The organism is Rhodococcus sp. 15-2388-1-1a, from assembly GCF_002259145.1.
Classification (GTDB): Bacteria; Actinomycetota; Actinomycetes; order Mycobacteriales; family Mycobacteriaceae; genus Rhodococcoides.
In genome coordinates this window covers 29772-48058 of the sequence record NZ_NPFP01000001.1, presented here as the reverse complement: position 1 = coordinate 48058, position 18287 = coordinate 29772, and the positions used below count along the sequence as shown (strand labels likewise).

Annotated in this window: 19 protein-coding genes and 1 pseudogene; 9 read left to right on the top strand and 11 right to left on the bottom strand. The window is 63.3% G+C overall.

Annotated elements, in window-relative coordinates; genetic code table 11:
* The first annotated feature begins 205 nt into the window (after positions 1–205).
* Entirely contained in the window at positions 206–886 is a 681-nt protein-coding gene (locus CH302_RS00235; RefSeq protein WP_037187723.1) for a hypothetical protein, read from the top strand.
* A 64-nt stretch (positions 887–950) separates the two neighbouring features.
* Positions 951–1673, top strand: coding sequence for a mycothiol-dependent nitroreductase Rv2466c family protein (locus tag CH302_RS00230; protein WP_037187721.1), 723 nt, complete (start codon positions 951–953; stop codon positions 1671–1673).
* A gap of 14 nt (positions 1674–1687) precedes the next feature.
* On the opposite strand, the pseudogene CH302_RS00225 reads toward CH302_RS00230, so the two are convergent.
* From CH302_RS00225 to CH302_RS00215, 3 genes and pseudogenes are all read right to left on the bottom strand, one after another.
* Positions 1688–2071, bottom strand: a pseudogene (locus CH302_RS00225) (dihydrofolate reductase family protein); the annotation flags it as partial.
* 17 nt (positions 2072–2088) lie between these two features.
* Positions 2089–2955 (bottom strand): alpha/beta fold hydrolase, encoded by an 867-nt coding sequence (locus CH302_RS00220; RefSeq protein WP_037187719.1) that lies wholly within the window; start codon positions 2953–2955, stop codon positions 2089–2091.
* 73 nt (positions 2956–3028) lie between these two features.
* On the bottom strand, positions 3029–3679 hold the full coding sequence (locus tag CH302_RS00215; RefSeq protein ID WP_037188857.1) for a class I SAM-dependent methyltransferase: 651 nt from the start codon (positions 3677–3679) through the stop codon (positions 3029–3031).
* Positions 3680–3742: 63 nt separating this feature from the next.
* Here CH302_RS00215 and CH302_RS00210 point away from each other — a divergent pair, with 63 nt between their 5' ends.
* Entirely contained in the window at positions 3743–5179 is a 1437-nt protein-coding gene (locus CH302_RS00210) for a dihydrolipoyl dehydrogenase family protein (protein ID WP_037187718.1), read from the top strand.
* Here CH302_RS00210 and CH302_RS00205 read toward each other — a convergent pair.
* The gene (locus CH302_RS00205) at positions 5151–5762 is read right to left on the bottom strand and encodes a CDP-alcohol phosphatidyltransferase family protein (protein WP_037187717.1); all 612 of its coding nucleotides are present in this window, start codon (positions 5760–5762) and stop codon (positions 5151–5153) included. The two genes, CH302_RS00210 and CH302_RS00205, sit on opposite strands and share 29 nt — an antisense overlap.
* Positions 5759–6427 carry a TVP38/TMEM64 family protein gene (locus CH302_RS00200; protein WP_230596149.1) on the bottom strand — a complete coding sequence of 223 codons (669 nt, stop codon included), beginning with the start codon at positions 6425–6427 and terminating at the stop codon, positions 5759–5761. Before CH302_RS00200 ends, CH302_RS00205 begins: the two co-directional genes overlap by 4 nt.
* A 168-nt stretch (positions 6428–6595) precedes the next feature.
* Here CH302_RS00200 and CH302_RS00195 point away from each other — a divergent pair, with 168 nt between their 5' ends.
* Genes CH302_RS00195 through CH302_RS00180 form a run of 4 tightly spaced genes read left to right on the top strand, consistent with a single transcriptional unit; the run spans position 6596 to position 10441 of the window.
* The gene (locus CH302_RS00195) at positions 6596–7807 is read left to right on the top strand and encodes an ABC transporter substrate-binding protein (protein WP_037187713.1); all 1212 of its coding nucleotides are present in this window, start codon (positions 6596–6598) and stop codon (positions 7805–7807) included.
* Entirely contained in the window at positions 7804–8643 is an 840-nt protein-coding gene (locus tag CH302_RS00190; RefSeq protein ID WP_082323476.1) for an ABC transporter permease, read from the top strand. The genes CH302_RS00195 and CH302_RS00190 overlap by 4 nt, the downstream gene beginning before the upstream one ends.
* The gene (locus CH302_RS00185; protein WP_037187711.1) at positions 8640–9413 is read left to right on the top strand and encodes an ABC transporter permease; all 774 of its coding nucleotides are present in this window, start codon (positions 8640–8642) and stop codon (positions 9411–9413) included. The genes CH302_RS00190 and CH302_RS00185 overlap by 4 nt, the downstream gene beginning before the upstream one ends.
* Positions 9410–10441, top strand: coding sequence for an ABC transporter ATP-binding protein (locus CH302_RS00180; RefSeq protein ID WP_052047328.1), 1032 nt, complete (start codon positions 9410–9412; stop codon positions 10439–10441). Before CH302_RS00185 ends, CH302_RS00180 begins: the two co-directional genes overlap by 4 nt.
* Before the next feature lie 772 nt (positions 10442–11213).
* Here CH302_RS00180 and CH302_RS29855 read toward each other — a convergent pair.
* The 3 genes from CH302_RS29855 to CH302_RS00165 form a co-directional block, all read right to left on the bottom strand.
* A complete protein-coding gene (locus CH302_RS29855; protein WP_155292877.1) occupies positions 11214–11375 on the bottom strand; it encodes a hypothetical protein in 162 nt (53 codons plus the stop codon).
* Positions 11376–11438: 63 nt separating this feature from the next.
* Positions 11439–12050, bottom strand: coding sequence for a hypothetical protein (locus CH302_RS00170; protein ID WP_141216560.1), 612 nt, complete (start codon positions 12048–12050; stop codon positions 11439–11441).
* Positions 12051–12259: 209 nt separating this feature from the next.
* Positions 12260–13030, bottom strand: a complete 771-nt coding sequence (locus CH302_RS00165) for a hypothetical protein (RefSeq protein WP_141216559.1) — start codon at positions 13028–13030, stop codon at positions 12260–12262.
* A gap of 455 nt (positions 13031–13485) precedes the next feature.
* Between CH302_RS00165 and CH302_RS00160 the strand changes: the two genes are divergently transcribed.
* Positions 13486–14241: a DUF2510 domain-containing protein gene (locus CH302_RS00160; protein WP_082323475.1), complete on the top strand. Its 756-nt coding sequence runs from the start codon at positions 13486–13488 to the stop codon at positions 14239–14241.
* Entirely contained in the window at positions 14238–15137 is a 900-nt protein-coding gene (locus tag CH302_RS00155; protein WP_037187703.1) for a hypothetical protein, read from the top strand. The genes CH302_RS00160 and CH302_RS00155 overlap by 4 nt, the downstream gene beginning before the upstream one ends.
* A 31-nt stretch (positions 15138–15168) precedes the next feature.
* On the opposite strand, the gene CH302_RS00150 is transcribed toward CH302_RS00155, so the two are convergent.
* The 3 genes from CH302_RS00150 to CH302_RS00140 form a co-directional block, all read right to left on the bottom strand.
* Positions 15169–16533, bottom strand: coding sequence for a hypothetical protein (locus CH302_RS00150; RefSeq protein ID WP_052047326.1), 1365 nt, complete (start codon positions 16531–16533; stop codon positions 15169–15171).
* 95 nt (positions 16534–16628) lie between these two features.
* On the bottom strand, positions 16629–16847 hold the full coding sequence (locus tag CH302_RS00145; protein ID WP_141216558.1) for an iron-containing alcohol dehydrogenase: 219 nt from the start codon (positions 16845–16847) through the stop codon (positions 16629–16631).
* A 292-nt stretch (positions 16848–17139) separates the two neighbouring features.
* Positions 17140–18270, bottom strand: coding sequence for a hypothetical protein (locus tag CH302_RS00140; RefSeq protein WP_141216557.1), 1131 nt, complete (start codon positions 18268–18270; stop codon positions 17140–17142).
* Between the last annotated feature and the right edge of the window lie 17 nt (positions 18271–18287).

Here is an 18287-nt window from a genome sequence, read left to right as displayed (position 1 = left end):
GAGTGCGGTCCTCCAGTCGATCATCGTCCCGATCGGAGGCGAACAGCCCTGCCTTGACGGGAAATTGACGCGGGGGACGATGACCTTGACACCGCGGTAACAGAAGCGCCTCGACCATCTGCACCCCGTAAGAATCTCGGTACGTCGCGTCAAAACTCCGTCAACGAACTGCCCGAGCGGTTCGCGCGAGCGTATATCTGAGTGCATGACACTCTCGCTCGAAGCGCCCGATCACTCGACACAACTGCACAATTCGATTCACCTCATGCGTCGGGTCATTCCAGGGGTCGGTTTCGGTGTCCGCGCGAACGCGCTCGGCGATCACGGTCTCGCCACCTGGGTACGGAACTCCGGTGTCACCGTCCTCGCGAACGATGACGACGAGCTCGATCGTGTACAGCTCAGTGGGATTCGGCCGAACCACATAGTGTTTCGATGCGGAGCCGGCACCGACGGCATCCGCAGTGCCGTGCACCGCGGGGTGTTCCGTTTTGTCGTCGGTTCGGATTCGCAGATCGCTCGATTGACACAGTGCGCGCAACGAACCAAATACGTCTACCTCGACAGCGATGCGCCGGCAGCACTCTGCGGTCACCGAGTGCAGGTGGTCGGCCTCCACAGCGACGTCAGCAACTCCGGCGACCCGGCCGAATGGGCTTCGGCCGCCGAGGAAGCGCTGCGCCGCACATCCGTGTCCACGACGTGCGGGTCGCCGGTACACCGCATCATTCTGAGCGGCGGATCGACCGAGGAGTGGATGAACTACTCCGTCCCGTACCTGACGTCCGTCGTGCGCTCTGTGGACGCTGCACTGCGTGACGGGTGCAACCGATGGAACCTGCCGCGGCCTGCCGTCTCGGTGATACCGGCGCAGGTGGCCCGCTGACTCTGGCGGAAGCGTATACCGTCGAGTGGACAGAACTTCCGTCCAGAGAAGGAGCGTCCACTCGATGGCCGATATCGATTTCTATTTCGATCCGGTGTGCCCGTTCGCCTGGATGACCAGCAAGTGGGTCCGCAAGGTCCAGGCCCAGCGCGACTACACCGTCGACTGGCGATTCATCTCGCTGCGCCTGCTCAATTCCCACATCGACTACGACACGCACTTTCCACCCGAGTACGAGGCCGGCCACACCGCGGGCCTACGACTGTTGCGGGCTGCTGCCTCTGTTCGTCGTGAGCATGGGTCGGCCGCGGTCGGGCCACTGTACGAGGCTCTCGGAACGCACATCTTCGACACCGAGGTGGTGCCCGACGACGCAGCGAGCCACGGACATCGCGGCACCGCAGAATTCCTGGGGCCGATCCTGGAAGGACTCGGGTTGCCCACCCATCACACTGCAGCACTGGATGATTCGTCTCTCGACGACGAGATACGGGCCGAAACCGATCACGCTCTCTCGCTCACCGGAAAAGACGTCGGCACGCCCATCATCGCCTTCGAGCCACCGGACGGTGTCGCGTTCTTCGGCCCCGTTATCAGCCGACTCCCCAGCGACGAGGAGGCAGTAGCGCTGTGGGACAACGTGATCGGCCTCGCTCGCTTCCCCGGCTTCGCCGAGATGAAGCGCAGTCTGCGTGAGCTCCCCCAGCTGAAGGCGCTGGGCGTTCAGGAGGACGAGGCGGGCGTGCAACAGGACTGGCATGCCGGGAGTCGACGCCAGAAGAAGTGATCGTCTCGGCCGAATCAGCCGCCCTGCACGTCGTCCATGCTGCCGGTTCCCGGGGTTCCGGCATCGAGGCCGTAACGCAGGTAGACGGCGCCTCTGTCACCGACGGCCGGTGGCTCGAGCAACGTCAGGTTGCTGGGTACCGTGCCGTCGGCGAACACTCTCTTTCCCACTCCGAGAAGGATGGGATGCACCCACAGATCGAGTCGATCGAAGAGCTTCTCGCGCAATAGAGTCTGCACCAGGTCGAGGCTTCCGACCACTTTGATATGGTCGTGTCGATCTCGGATCTCACGCACCGCGCCGACCAGGTCCGGTCCGAGTTGGGTCGAACCGTCCCACCGAAGATCGGGTGTGCCGCGCGAGGCCACGTATTTCGGTATGGCGTTGAACAGCGTTGCTTCGGGACAAACCTCTTTCAGCCCAGGACTTTTCGCAGACTCTCGGCAAATTCGGTCGGCTTTCCGGTCTGACCGAATTCGCCGCCGAGGAATCCCGAGTGGCCGCCGGGAAAGACGATCGGCTCCGATCCGAGGAGCGCCGCAGTCGAATACGCTGCGCGAGCCGCGATGTGACCGTCCTCGGGGCCGCCGGATTCTTCCCCTACTCCGATCACCACTGTGGTGGGAGCAGCACGCAATGCATCGACATCCGGCGCGAAATCGACGCCTCCCCCGCGCATGTTGGACATCAGGGCATCGTCGCGGGTTCCGTCGTCCTCGGTCGGAAGGCCGAACTGCGCGGGGTCCGGTGCCGGGCGAGCGAAGAACGCGTCGTCGATGGGGCCTGCATGCATCAGCAGCGACATGAATTCGGCCATGGCAGGGCCGCGTCCGTGAGCGTCGTATGTGGCCACCATGTGTGCGCACACCGTCGCGATGTTCTCGCGGTCAGGAAGCGTGCCTCCGGCGGGTGGTTCGTGGGCCACCAACATCCGGACGTCGGACGGGTACTTGCTGACGAGCACCAGCGCATTGACCGCACCCCCGCTCGAGGCGAACACATCCACCGGTCCATGACCGACGGCGGTGAGCACTGCATGCAGGTCGTCGGCATGTTCGCCAAAGGTGACTGCGGCAGTCGCGTCGTCTCGTCGACTACGTCCGACATTTCTCGGGTCGTACGTGACGACCACCCGGTCGCGGAAGTGCGACGCCAACGTACCGAACCCAGTGGCATCCATCGGTGAGCCGATGAGCACCAAGGGGGTGAACCCGGGCTCGAGCTCGCCGATCACGTCGTAGGTCAGGGTCGCACCGGGAACGGAAACTGTCTGTGTCGTCATGATCGGTTGGACCTCGGCCCGAGCGAAAACTCACCGGTAGGACTCGTCCGGTCGTCACGGAGGCGCGCGTCGGTTACGAACTCGGCGCTGCTGGGCGAGAGACGACAGTCCCGACGCGGACCTGGATGTGGCCGCCGCGGACAGCGCGAGTCGACAGATCGTGCAGCAGTGGCGTCATCGCCGTCCACGGATGAGCCTCGATGTCCGCCCCTCCGAGTCTGCACGCAAGTTTCGCCAGCGGGGTCCACACCGCCGACCGTCCGACGGGCCGCTGCATGTCGACGACGGCCACCACTCCGCCCTCGCGAGTGTGCGCGATCATCGAGTCGAGAGCCGCCTGCCACGGCGTCATCAGCGAGAGTGCGTAGGTGCTGATCGACGCGTCGAACGGGGCGCGCTTGCCCAGATCCGCGTGAGTGAGGGCGGTGGCGTCGGCAGCGACGAGCGTGACGTTGTCCCAACCGGCCCGGTCGGCTCGCAGTCGGGCCTGTTCGAGCATCTGCGGACTGGCGTCGACTCCGGTAATCGAGCCGGTCGGTCCGATCATCCGCTGCAACCCGGCGAAGTTCAGGCCCGTCCCGCAGCCGAGATCCAGAACATGGCTTCCGGCAGGCAGATTCAGCAGCCCGAACGCCGCCTCCCGTCCGGCGCGATACACCGGCCATTCGAAGGAGATCACGTCGTACAGGCGCGCCGACGTCGTGTACTTGGTCGGTCGTCTCATCTCGGGTCTCTCCAAGGCGCGGGCATAGTGGGAGGTATGGGAATCCGTCGTTCGTCTTCGAGTGTGCCCGACAGCCGCGCCGACGTGGTCGTGGTGGGCGGCGGCACCGCCGGCATCGTGGCGGCGAAGACCGCAGCCGGCTTCGGCGTTCGCGTCGTATTGATCGAGCGCGAACGCACCGGAGGCGACTGCCTGTGGACCGGATGCGTGCCGTCCAAAGCATTGCTCGCGGCGGCCTCGGTGGCACAGACGGTACGATCCGCGTCCCGCTTCGGCATCGTCACCCAGCCGCCGAGCGTCGATTTCGGGCGCGTGATGCAGCACGTGCACGGGTCGATCGCCGAGATCGCGCCGATCGATTCACCGGAGGCCCTTACTGAGGCCGGAGTACATGTGATCCACGGCGACGCAGTCTTCACCGGTCCGAACACCGTTTCCGTCGGTACGCGGATACTGCATTTCGGTCAGGCGATCGTGACCACCGGCGCGCAACCCACCGTGCCGGCGATCGACGGCATCGAGCACGTGGACTACCTGACCAGCGACACCCTGTGGGAACTGATGGACTTACCGCAGCGACTGCTGATCGTCGGCGCCGGTTCGGTGGGTTGCGAAATGGCGCAAGCATTCTCGCGTCTCGGATCGGACGTGACTCTGGTCGGACGGTCGGCGACGATCCTGCCTCGGGAGCACCCTGAGGCCTCGTCGATCCTGACGCAGGCGTTGACCGGCGAGGGTGTGCGCGTCCTGACCTCCACCACCGTCGTACGCATCGACGACGGCTCGGCCACCACCGACACGGGCGTCGACATCGACTTCGATCGAGTGCTCGTCGCCACCGGACGGACTCCGCGTACCGCATCACTCGGCTTGGATGCGGCCGGTGTGTCGTTGGACAACAACGGATTCGTGCGCGTCGACGCGAATCTGCGGACCACCAATCCCCGTATCTGGGCAGCGGGAGATCTCACCGGTCATCCTCAGTTCACGCACACCGCAGGGGTGCACGGCAGTCTGGCCGCGAGCAACGCGGCACTCGGCCTGAACCGAACAGTGAGCACGACGGGAACTCCGCGGGTGACGTTCACCGATCCTGAGATCGCCTCGGCGGGAATCGATGTGCGGACCGCGCGGCAGCGTGGATTGCGGCTGCAGACTCTCGACCACCATCACGTCGACCGTGCCGTCACCGAGAATGCAACGAACGGATCGACGACGCTCGTGCTCGACGCCAAGCGTCGCATCGTCGGGGCCTGTGTGGTGGGACCGCGAGCGGGCGAGACGATCGGGGAGCTGATCATCGCCATCGAGCAGGGGCTGCGTACCCGCGATCTCGCCGGGGCAACGCATCCGTATCCGACGTACAACGACGGGCCGTGGAACGCGGCGATAGCGGACGTGAAGGCGCAGTTGGGTTCTCCGGTGATTTCCCGATCAACGGCCGCGCTGGCGAAGGTGCGCAGTGCGTGGATCAGGAGAGCGCGCGATACCCGGCGATGATTCGCTGACCGGAGCTCACCGCGACCACCGCCGCCCAGACCACCGCGATCTGCCACGAGATACCCGGTAACAGTAGCCACAGACTGTGTACTGCAATGGTTTCGGCTCCCTCGGCCAACCCTCCGAGGAACGACAGCGAGCGGCCGTCGTCGATGGTGCGACCGGTGCGCTCGGCAATCGAGGAGAACGCAAGAAACGCGGTGCCGTTGATGTAGTACGCCAACAGCACCAGCAGGAACGGCCACCAGGGGGCGTCGTATGCGGCCGAGGCACCCACCGCGACGCCCACCACCGTCGTGCCGTAGACCACAAAATCGGCGGTGATGTCGAAGAATCCGCCGGCACCAGCTGTTGTCGCCCGCCTGCGCGCCAACGGCCCATCCAGGCCGTCGGCGATCCGGGAGACGATCCACAAGAACAAAGCGAGCACCCAGAACTGCAGGCCCGCTGCCAGTGCACTACCGAGGCCCAGCACCAGTCCCGCGGCGGTGATGCGGTCGGGTGTGATCGCGGGGCGGTCGAGGGCGCGGGCACAGCGATCGAGCGGACCTTCGAGGTGGCGGCGCAGAAAGCTGTCGATCATTCGGCTGCACCGGTGAGTCCCAGGCGGCGTGCCAACAGGGCCGAACCGGCCGCGATCGCCAGTACCGCGAGCAATGCGATGGCGAACGGCCACGACAGCGGCGAGGTCCCGTACGCACCGAGTGCGGTGTAGGCGACGGTCGCGGGCACGATGCCGATCATGGTGCCCACCACGTAGTCACGTTGCCCCACGGCACTGACTCCGGCCGCGTAGTTCACCAAGGAGAACGGCAGCGGCACCAGTCGCACGAGCAGTACCGACAGCAATCCGCGGCGTCCGAGCATGGCGTCGAGCCGGCGGAGCCTGTCCCATTCGGTGCGGGCCACCTGGCCGCGTCCCAGCGCCCGCGCTCCCCAGTACCCGAGATACGCCCCCATCGTGGCGGCGAACACCACGACGGTTGCGCCCACTGCCAATCCGAACAGCAGTCCCGACGCGATGGTCAACGTGCTGGCGGGGAACGGAGTGGCCGACAGGACGGCATAGAGCACGACGAACAGCGCGATGCCCCAGGGCCCGGCCGACGCCACTCGGTCACGGATGAACGACGGATCGGGCAGGTCGACGGTGCCGAGCACGATCACCAGAGCGACGACGACCACGGCAGCCGCGAGCAATTTCAGGGTCGTGCCGCGGCGACTACGCGTCGGGCGGTCCTGCGTCACGGTGTGTGCCTCTCGTCCGGCGGTCAGGATCCATTGTGCACACGACCGGTGTGCCCGCGTGTTCAGCGGTTGTCTCATTCGACCGATTACGGTGGTGAGGGCAGCGTCGACGACGGCTGCTTCGGTTGATCTGGAGGGCCCACGGTGATTCGTTCAGTACGGTGCGCAGTGACGATTGCGGCGAGCGCAGGGCTGCTGCTGACCTCCTGTGCTGCGCCGGATTCGGAAGCGCCGATTGCCGAGGCGCAGTCGTGGAGCGAGATCGAAGAGCAGGCGCAGGGGCAGACCGTCTCGCTATGGATGTACGGCGGCGACGAGCAGGGCAATGCCTACGTCGACGACGTGCTCACGCCCGCGGCCGCCGAAGAGGGCGTCACACTGCGGCGCGTGCCGGTGGAATCGACGACCGATGCCGTCAACCGCATCCTGTCCGAGCGGCAGGCCGGGGTCACCGACGGCGAAGTCGATCTGGTGTGGGTCAATGGCGCGAACTTCGGCACCGGTAAGCAGGCCGGGGCGTGGCTGTGCGGCTGGACGCAGAATCTGCCGAACATGGAACTGACCGATCCCGAGGATCCGCTGCTGCTCGACGACTTCGGCACTCCGGTCGAGAACTGCGAATCACCCTGGCACAAAGCTCAATTCACATTGGTCTACAACGCAGCAGCTATCCCCGATCCGCCGACGACATTCGACGGCGTGCTCGACTGGGCCCGCGCGAACCCGGGCCGCTTCACCTATCCCGCTCCCCCGGACTTCACCGGCTCGGTGTTCGTGCGTGAGGCGTTGATCAATGCCTCCGGCGGTGTCGACGAGGTTCCCGCGCAGTTCGATCAGGACTCCTACGACCGCCTGGCACCGGCATTGTTCGATCAGTTGAACGAACTCGCCCCGTCACTGTGGCGCGAAGGAACGACGTATCCGCAGTCCTCCTCCGAGCTCGACGCCCTCTACGCCGGTGGCCAGGTCGACATGACGATGACGTACGGCCCCGCGACCCTTCCGAAACTCGTCGCCGACGGCACCTTCCCACCGGAGACCCGCGTCCTGACGCTCGACGAGGGAACCGTCGGGAATGCGAGTTTCCTTGCCATTCCGTCGACGTCGGGGAAGTCGGCCGCGGCGCAGGTGGTTGCCAATCTCGCGCTGTCGCCCGAGCAACAGCTTGCAAAGGCGACGCCGGACGTGTGGGGGCAGTTCACTGTGCTCGATATCGACCGATTGCCCGATGACGCCCGCGCCCGGTTCGAGGCGTTGCCGAGTTCGACGGTTCTGCCCTCCTACGAGGAGCTCTCGGAGAACGCGCACCCGGAGCTGTCCGCGGACTGGGTCACCCCGCTCGACGAGGGATGGCGTCGAAGCGTGCTCGCCGGTCAGTGAGCACGTCCACGAAGAGCTTTCGCGGCACGGCGGCGGTGCTGCCTGCCGTCGTGCTGGTCGTTCTCGTCGTCGGCGGCGGTCTCGGAACCGTCGTGCTGCAGAGCCTGGGTCTGATGCCGTTGGTCGGAACCCCCGAACTATCGGTCGACGCGTACTCCGCGCTGGGCGGTGACCTGTGGCGCTCGGTCGCGCTGACGCTGTCGATCGCCGTCGTGTCGACCGCCTTGGCCACGGTGATCGGGCTCGCGGCTGCGCTGACGGCGTTGTCGGGTGGACGCGCCGCGTTGGTCGCCGCCGGATTGACGGTCACGGTGCCGCACCTGATCGGCGCGGCGGCGATGGCGTTGTTGCTGGCGGATTCGGGCATGCTGCCCCGCATTCTCGGCATGACCGACGGCGGCTGGCCGGAGTTGGTCGGCGGGCGGTGGTGGATTGCCGTTGTCGCCGAATACGCCTGGAAGGAATCGGCTTTCGTGGCCGTCGTCGTGGCCGGGACTCTTGCTACCCGAGTAGCTGCATTCGACGAGACGGCCGCAACCTTGGGCGCAGGCCGGTGGGCTCGGCTGCGACTGGTCACGCTGCCGTTGGCTCGGCCCGCACTGCTCGCATCGGCGGCCATCGCGTTCGCGTACACGGTCGGATCGTACGAGGTGGCCCGTATTCTGGGTCGCCCGTATCCGGAGCCGCTGTCGGTGATGGCAATTCGCCTGTTCACCTCGATCGATCTTCAGACGCGTCCGCAGGCAGCCGCTGCCGCAACGATCGCCACCGCGCTGACGGTGATCGTGGCCGCGGTGGCACTGCACTATCTGCGCAGATCGGCGGTGTGGAAATGAACAGGATTCTTCCCGCTGTCGGCAGGTCCGTTCTGGTCCTGTGGTTCCTGCTGCCGCTGATTCCGGTTGTCTTGTGGGCCATCAGCAATCGATGGTCGTTTCCCGGATCGGTTCCGCAGGAATGGGGATTCGACGGCGTTCGCAGCGCTCTCGACGCCGGGGGCGTCGATGCGTTCGTGCGCTCGACCCTGCTCGCTCTCGCCGTCGCCGCCATCGCAACACCATTGGGCACGTTGGCCGCTCGCGCACTGGTGAACGGAACGGTGCGCTTTCCCGCTCTCGTGGCCGGGATCCTCTTCGCGCCGCTGGCCCTGCCCCCGTTTGCCGTGGCATTGGGACTCGATGTTCTGGTGCTGCGCTCGCGCATTCCGAGCACGGTGGCGGTGATCGCGCTGCTGACCGTTGCGGCCATTCCATATACGACGTATCTGATGCGAGTGGCATTCGGCGCGTACGACATCGGCTATGAGGAGGAGGCTCGCACTCTCGGTGCGTCGAGTGCCATGGTGCTGCGGCGTATTCGCATTCCGCTGCTGGCTCCGGCACTGGCGGGGGCGGCGTTGCTCGCCTTCCTCGTGGCGTGGAGCGACTACGTGATCACCCTGCTGATCGGTGGAGGCAGACTGGTCACCGTGCCCATACTCGTTGCCTCGTTTGCTGCCGGCACCGGCAACGATTCGGTGGTGGCTGCGCTGTCGGTCGCTGCCGTCGTGCCGCCGTTGTTGCTGGTGCTCATGCTGGCCCGGTTGCGCCGTAGGAGTGCACGATGAGCGTCGAATTGTCCGTCCACGGACTCACGAAAGTCCATGCCGGTCAATCGGTTGCGGCTCTGGATTCGTTGGATCTCACCGTGCCGCCAGGGTCGTGCACGGCGATTCTCGGGCCGTCGGGCTCGGGCAAGAGCACTGCACTGCGGCTGATTGCCGGCCTCGATTCACCCACCGCCGGCACGGTGCGCATCGACGGCCGCGAGGTGAACGGCGTTGCGGCCGAGAACCGCGGGGTGGGGATGGTATTCCAGCGTCCGATGTTGTTCCCGCACATGTCGGTACTCGACAACATCGGCTTCGCCTACCGCGCTGCCGGGGAGAGCCGCAAGCGGTCGCGCGAGCAGGCCCGGAAGTACCTCGACCTGGTGCATCTCGGCGACATCGGAGATCGTGCGGTGTCCGAGGTATCGGGTGGGCAAGCGCAACGGGTGGCGTTGGCGCGTTCGCTCGCCGGTTCGCCGCGAGTGTTGTTGTTGGACGAGCCCTTCAGTGCGCTGGACCCGGTGTTGCGCACCGAGATGCACGATCTGGTTCGCGAATTGCGTTCGTCGTTGGATCAGACTCTGTTGCTCGTCACCCACGATCAGCAGGAAGCGGCGGTGCTGGCCGAGTCCGTGGCGGTGCTCATCGACGGAAGGCTGGAGCATCACTCCGATATCGCGACCGCCTACACGCGTCCGAGCACGTTGGCGGTGTCTCGCCTGATGGGTGGGATGAACGAAATCGAGGGTCAGTGGGATGGGGTTGGGGTGCACCGCTCCGAGCTCGGTGAGTTGGACGTGGACGGTGTAAATCTGCCATCCGGCCCTGCTGTGTTGTTGTTGCGCCATGAGCTGATCACGCTGAATGACAACGGGATTCGTGGGGTTGTTTCAGACTCGAGGCCTACCGGATTTCGAAGCATCGCAGACGTGGCCGTGGGTTCGACGGTTGTGAAGGTGGAGTTGGCGGCCGGGTCCGATGTGACGGTCGGAGACGTTGTTGCGTTGGACGTTTCTGTTGAGGCGAGATTCGTCGTCCCAAGTTGAAGTGTTGCCATCTCCGTGTGGGACACAATCCAGCAATCATTCAGGTTGGATGAGATCACGCGACGTAAACGCATGGTGAATCCCAAAACGGTACGCAAACTACAGTTTCCGCACCGTCAAGAAAAGTTGACGTCTACGCGCGCTTACACCGATGTTTCGTGCAACCCTGGACGCTGCCGAGCTCACGCGTATGGCGTCGAAAGCAAGCTAAGTCGACTCATGACCCTTAGGTATTCGGACCAACTACTGACTCTGCGGGATTCGAGACCGTTGCTTGCAGAGGCATTAGTTCTAGCGGAGCAACGACGAACTACCCGGCTCACGAGTCTCGTCTCGGGGGCGCGGCTGCGTGGGTTGGAGCAGTTATTCACTTACCTTCATGCCGCCAACAAGGCCTACGCAGAGTTGCCTGCCCTGGCCGGCATCGCATTCCTGGTCGAACGGTTAAAAGCGGACTATTGAACTGCGCTCGAAGCCACACTCTCGGGTCACCAAGGGGTCGCAGCGGACGCCATGCGGGATGTAATGGAGATCGAATGCTTGTTGCTGGATTTCGCGTCGACTGAAAGGCTTGCGGATGAGTGGCTGACCGCCGACGATTCTCTGAGGCGGCGCACGTACATGCCAGTGAAAGTACGAAAAGGGTTGCAGGAAAGCGGTATTAAGCCCTACGCAAACGACGACTTTGAACCGGTTGATCATAGAGCGCACAGTAGAAGCCCTACACGTCACCCCTAGCCGTCCGCCGATAGCGGGCAGGGGGCCTGAGCTGTTAGAGGCCGAGCCGCTGTTCCAAGAAGACTTCGGATTCGTGGAAATATTCGAGCACGGCAGTCGAGTTCTGATGGCCATCGAACAACTTCGGATGGTGGCGTTGGGAGTTCCGGACGAGTACGAGCCGCTGACTGCGCGCGATGACTTCGACGACGCGCATGCGCGCACTCATCAAATCCAGGTGATGCTAATCGCACTCTTTGAACCGCCCCGGGGTCACTCTTCAAACGCCGTCCCAGCAGGTGACGGGCCAGCCCGGCTCAGCATCCAGATGTGGGTCAATCAGCCGATAGATGTTCCGATTGCGGCGTTGACTCATTCCACCGTTGGCGACCTTCCTAGTCACTTCGAGCACACCGAGGTGAACCAGCTGTTTCGTTGCCTGCGTCCACGAGTCATCCGAGAATCCGTACCTGTCCTTCTGCTCACCCGTGGCAAACCGTGGCTGCCTGCTGTGGGGATCGTCGTTCCCTGGTAGATCGAGGATGGCCAGGAAAATGGCCAACTCGGTTCCACTCAACGCGTTAATCCAATGCCGGGTCCACAGCCCAAGCGGAATCGCCACGTACTCGGTGGTCGGCTTCGCATATTCCTTGCCGTCGAGATCCATGCTCAGGAGCGTGAACTTCGGCGGGACCCCGCGGCGTCTGTCCACGCGCAGGTAGTCGTGATCGTTGAGCCATTCGAAAGCATCCGAGACGCGGCGTGCGCCGGCTGTTGCCGGTTCCGGCAGATTCAGCAGCTCCGCCCATGCGCGGGCGGGAGTGTTGCGGCGGTATTCGTGAGGCCGGGCTGCGGCAATGAGGCTGGCGGTGAGGTATAGCTTCAGACGCACTTCGCCACTCCTACCGCCGCGGAGCAAACTCAGGAGCGGAGGAATTCCGTCCTCGCTCCGCAAGAACGAGTGCGGGAGTTGCAGTCCCGTTTTCCGTTTGGACGCCGATGTCAGCTGTTCCATGTTGATGCGCGACTCGGTGGTGGGTTCAGGCCGGGTGGTACTCATCGCATGCTCCTGCGTCGGATTCGTCGACCGTGGTGGCCGGTTCAGAAGACAGGTCGCCGTTTGCAGACCTCGGGCACTCGACTGTGGCCGCCATACCACTCAGCGAGAGGGGGATCGATTGCGCGCAGTAGACGTGCAACCGTGCGGTGGTAGCCCATGATTTCGACGTCGGTGAGGTCGCAGAGAGGTTCGAGATGCGCGACTCTGTTCCGAATCGCGTGCAGTCGATCAACCCAGAACCAGATAACCTGCGGGTTCGGGTGATTCGGGAATGCTTTGGCTATCGACAGGTTCCACATGTCCCGTTGCTGGCCCGGGCCGATTCCGGACGCATGCCGCACGTCCTTCCTGGGAATGAGCTTCTTCCAGTCCCCGAAGGTCATGTGCGCAACGAGGTCGTCGTGATCAACCGGCATACCGTGCCGGAGATGACCGGGTTGGCGCAGGTTCATATCGCTCGCGGCTCGTCCTCGGGCGCTCTCGTAGGTCGAGTGCATCACCTTGTTTCTGTCGCGGAAGTTGAGGATTCCGTATAACGGTTTCGCCGGGGTCTTCACCCATTGCCCGTCGTACGTCTGCGCACCTCGAGGCGGTTGTGCGGCGTTCCAGACTCGTAGTTGGGCATCAATGGTGTTACGAAGAAAGACCTCCGCAACGCTCAAGGCTTCTTGGAGAGCACCGCTCATCTCGGTGTTCCACAGATACAGCTGCAACGCGTGCCCGTGATGGTTTTTGGCGTGGTGAAGGTACGTACTCAAACGCGCGGGAGAGAGGTGAGAGGTGACGCAGGCGAGAGCGGGCGGTTGAACCACGGGGCAACTCCTTGCTAATCTTGTTGTAGAAGCGAGGGCTTGAGACCTCGCAAAACATTGAAGGTAGCCCCTGGCGCTTATGCGTCAGGGGCCCTTTTCATTCACAAGTGTTTTTCTTGTGCCCGATCGGGACCCAACCACTGTTTCAACTGGTCAAGCCGGTGTTACTGCCCACTCTGTCGCGAACAAGCGTGAAAGGCAAGCCTCCAACTACCACCTTTGCGAAGGAGTAAGAACACGCTTGCACGGTTGAGACATATTCCTTGGTGCGGTAGTCACAACACTCTGGTGCAGTAGATATTTACACTTCCCGCAGGTGTGATATTAGCGGAGTACAGGGACCACTCTGAAGCCTATGAACCCCAGGAGCGCAGGTTTCTCCTGTACAAAGGCGAAGCGATTCCGACGAATCCACCCCACGACAGCACCACCGAAAACGACGAACGGACACCCCGATGACCGGCCCCACACCCGCGCCCGGATGGCACCCAGACCCGAGCGAACCAGGACTGATCAGGTACTGGGACGGAACCCAATGGACCGAGCACACACAACCCGTCACCGGACCGACAGCAGAGCAACCAGCTCCCACGGGTGCCGATGAACCTAGCCAGCCCACCCAGGCAGGCGTGCCCCACGCGGTCAAGATCATCGGCGGCATCGTCGTCGCGTTCGTCGTGATCGGCGTGCTCGGTGCCGTGTTCGGCGACGACGAGTCAGCCGACGACTCTCAGGCCGCTACCCAGTCCACGACGTCGAGCGCAGCGGCACAAGAAACGTCGACGCCCGCCCCGTCAACAACCACACCGCCGGCCACCACCGTGCCGCCAACCACGACCACCACGTCAGCTGTGGCCGTCGCTCCCCCAGCTCCCGCGACGTACACATCCGATCCCCGATGCGCCCCAGCGAATCAGTCACTCGTGGATCTGGTCTCCTCCGGCTTCTCTGAATCCGGGCTGACCCTGACCAACGGCACCGTCATCGACTCCGGCGACTACACCTACATCGGCGGAACCACCCTCGACGCCACCGGCGGGGTCGAGAACCGATCCGATGTCTGGGTCATCGCCAACGGCACCGTCTACTCCTCGACCGGAGGAGCGCGGAACACCACGAGCTGGCAACGAGCCAGCTCCGAGTTGGACATCTCCCCCGGCGACCCCGACGTCCAGGCCGTCGACGCCTGCGTCGTGGACCTCACCCGGTGACGCCACCCTCAGGACACGCTCCAGGGCCGGACGAGAGCATTCTGCAACTGCCTCCGGACCAGAGCCAGGTGTGGACGCGGAACGCCTACCTTGTTCGAGCCTGCGAGCTCGTCCTGACCCGCACGGTTGACCCCGTACCGAACAGCGCCCTTGATCGGGTCGACGCCATCTATCACTGGGAGAAGGTTTCGGGCTGGACGCGCAGTTACCTGCTCTCCGCGGCCGAGAACCTGTCACTGTGGGCCGATCTGGTGGCACCCTATGAATTCGTCCCCGGTGCCGTGAACAGAGTGCGAACGCGGCCGTATCTGCTGCTCGCGCGGTCAGGACTCGAAGCGGCCGCTCACGCCCTCTGGATCCTCGATCTCACATCTTTCGAGGAGTGCGTACAACGACATGTCCGGCTCATGCATCACGACTTCAAAATGCACAAGAAAGCACTGGTAGCCAGGAAGAGTGATCCGAGCCGAATCGAGCAACGGATCACCGATCTCATATCCCGCGCAGCGGATCTCACGTTCGAGACCACACCAGCGCGCAAACCACCCGGCTATGAAGATCTGGTGCGTGGTGCTGCGGAGTCCACAGGCAGCGACCCGAACGAGTGGGCGTACCTGTGGAACGCAGCCAGTGGGGCCGGACACGGTCAAAACTGGTTCGGTCTCGAAGGTTTCGATCTGGTCCCCACCGCGGAGTACGAGCCAGGTCATTTTCGGACAACCTCGATTCCGGACCCCATCTACATCACAGATACCGTCGACGCTGCGGTTCGTGCTTTGCTGCGGGGAACAATGCGATGGCTGAAACTCTGTGGCCATGATGAAAAGATGATCGGTGCAGTGGGACCGGAAATCTTCGACAAGATGCCGAAGACATCCGACGATCAGGGCTCTTAGGGCGATTGAACCAGCCGGACGTCGAGAACTATCACGGGTCGATTGTGATGTGGTGTCTTGTGAACATTCGATCGAAGAAGTCGGCGAGCATAGGTGTCGCTCGTTCTCGGTCCGGCAGCTCGTAACCCCCGAAGCGATACACGGTGTAGTTACGTAGTTGCATGTCGCGGTCGTACTGGGTGTTTCGGGCGTAGCGAGCGGGCGATGGCTGACCTGCCTCGTCGGTGTAGTGGCTGTTGCCATCGACCTCGAGGATGATGCGCTGATTGTTCGGGCCGAGGATCAGGAAATCCATTCGCTGTCCGAGCAAGGCTTGAGCGCCCCGCTCTCGAATGGTTTTAGGGTCCCAGTGCATCCACACTTCGGGCAAAAGTGCGGGCGCAGAGCCGATCCGGTCCCAATAGAGCTTGTGGTAGATCCAGAACAGATAGCTTTGCGGAGGCGAAGATTTCGGAATGGACGCAGCGAGCCGCTCATATAGGGACCGCGGGTCCGCCTCGTCGTCGATTCCCGGGGTCTGCGAGCTCCACCATGTACGCAGCGCGTCGAAGCGCAGCCCGTCTGTCCCGATCGGTGCGTCGTACACCAGTGCATCGTGCGCATCCACGATCTCGATCTCACCAGCCACCGCATCACTGACACGCAGATCGGGTTTGCTCGAGGACGCGAAGATGACGGTCTTCGGCCGCGACGACGGCGTCAGGGTGGATGCCAGGCGATAGACGGGATAACCGCCGGATCTGTCGACTTCGCGCAGCTCCAGGCTCACCTTCCTGAGCACAGGGTTGACCAGCGATACCACGTGTTCCTGACTCTCCTGTGTCGGAAGAACGGCGTGGGAGACAACCCCTTCCAAGAAGCCGACGAACCGCTTGTCGACGGCCTCGAACGCGCCCAACCGGTCGAGCAGCATCTCCCACGACCAGTCCCCCGGATTCTGGAAGACGTGCTGCTGGATCTGTTTGCGCAGTGGGGGCGGACCACCGAAGAAGTCTCCGAACACGTCGTCACCTCCGAGCACCCACCATCGGTCGAGCAGCGCTTCGAAACGATCCTGGTCGTTTAGAAGGTCTTCGATGGGCACCGCCGCTGCGACCTCTCGTCGAGCGCGTTCTTCGATCGCGGGACCGGTGTTCCTCCAGAGAACGTCCTGTAGCCCGTTTCGTTGCGCCGCGGACGGCTGCATACGGGCCAGGATCCATGCAGCGGCGTCCTCCAACGCGCTAGGGGTCAACGTCTCCACCAGGCTCCGCACACGCTCGGCTTTCGTCGCAACCTCCTCACTGGGCCCCACCAGCTCCATCTTCTCGAACCGGGCGGTGATGTCCTTGTGGGTGCCAGCGACGAGAAGATCGAACAGCAGCGGCCGCAAGGTCTCGACGTCCAAATCGTTCATCTCTGGATTCTCTCGTACGCGAACCCGATCGAAGTGAACTCGGCCCCAGACGAATCCGGACCCGGCTTGCCCACCTGAACCAGCGGTCACTTCCCTCACAAGTGGCGAACGGACGCCCCGTCGAGTGCAGCGAGAACCTGCCCAGACAGAAGGATCATGCTCGCCAGCCCTACCGAGTAACGTGCCCAGTCCTCGAGGTTCGAGCCGTCCGCGTACGCAGTAGCCGTCGCAAACTGACCGCGCAGATTCACCGGAAGCCGCTCCGCGAGCAGGGACACCAACGCCCTGGCCTTCTCGTACCCGGGGGACATCACATCCGGCCTGAACCTGCCGGAGCTAGTGGGCGTCGACGGCTTCGCCGCGACTCTCTCGAGCTCCCGCACCGCGGACTCGACCCAGCAGGAATCATCCAGTAGACAGCAACGGAATCTCGATGCGCTGCACCGACAGTAGTGCTGCTCGCCCATCGTTATCCAAGACATCTTCCACTCAACACGGCGGGGCCATTCAGCGAGTCAGGCACTCGTCCGGCTCGCGCGGTGCGGCGTGTGGACAACTCATCCGGCACTACCGCCGCGCGCTCAGGGCTTCAACACACGGTTTCGGTTAAGGCACGTGCCCGATCTTTCGCCACTTTGCGTCCTCGAACGCACGTACAACAGAGTCAGGCTCGCAGACGAGCACTGCCAATCCCTTGACTTGCTCGTGAAATTCGTGCGGGTTGCCGACCGTTTGGCATGCGCCATCGAACAACGAACGCACCTGCGCGTTCACCCCAACTAGGTACTCGTCGAGCAGGCCATTCTTCAACTCCGTCCATATTTCTTGATGCCGGTTTTCGTAGTTCTCCGTCTTCTTTGCAACTTCCATCAGACGCGGATCGATAATGCCGCGCCGCTCCGCGAGCTTTACTGCATGCACAGACCGTGGAATTTTGTTGTCGGGAATCCCGGTTGTGTCGGGCCGAAGCCTCTGCGCATCGGCAAGTTGAGCGGAGGCAGCTTCTACAGCTTTCTGGGCTCGAGCAGACGCTGACAGGACTGTCGACGGTGGCGGGAGCGCGATCGTTCGTACTCGGGCAATGACGGTTCGGGCGACAGCCAGAGAGATGGACCCAGCTGACTCGTGGGTGTTTACGTAGCGCACTGCCTGAGAGTTCTCATGCTTGACTAGCTCACTCAGCGGCACATCGCCGATTACCCCGTCGAGCTCGCGGCGTACCGCCGGGTAGAGGTCAGCCGCTTCGAGCCGGATCTCGACCTGATGAAGCCAGTAAGAGCGACCGTCGAAGTCCTGGTTGCATCTTCGGCGGAGGATATTCTCTACGGCTGCGCCGTAAGTTCCCAAATGCAATGCAATGGAGAGTTTTCCGTCGATCATTCCTTGATGTTGCCAGTGCGGGAGCATCGACTTTTCGATCATCTCGGTGACGTCCTGGCGGTACGAATCCTCGGATGGCCAGTCTTCGAGATAGGTGGAGTGATACCAGTAGTGGCGATCAACGGCCTCGTCCTGGTGGTCGATATCCGACGGGTCGCGAACGGCGGGATTGGCTCTTGCGATGTCGATTGTCGTGTCACACGAAGCGCAGTGTGGATGCGGCCGCTCGCCGTTGCACTGCTGTTCATAAATAGAAGCCGACACCTGTGTTCTTGCGGAGCAGTCGCATTCGAACCAGAAGTCGTAGTCGAAATCGAATCCGTGAGGGTGGTTCTGATTCGACGTCGATTCGGACATGTTTGAGATTCTATGCG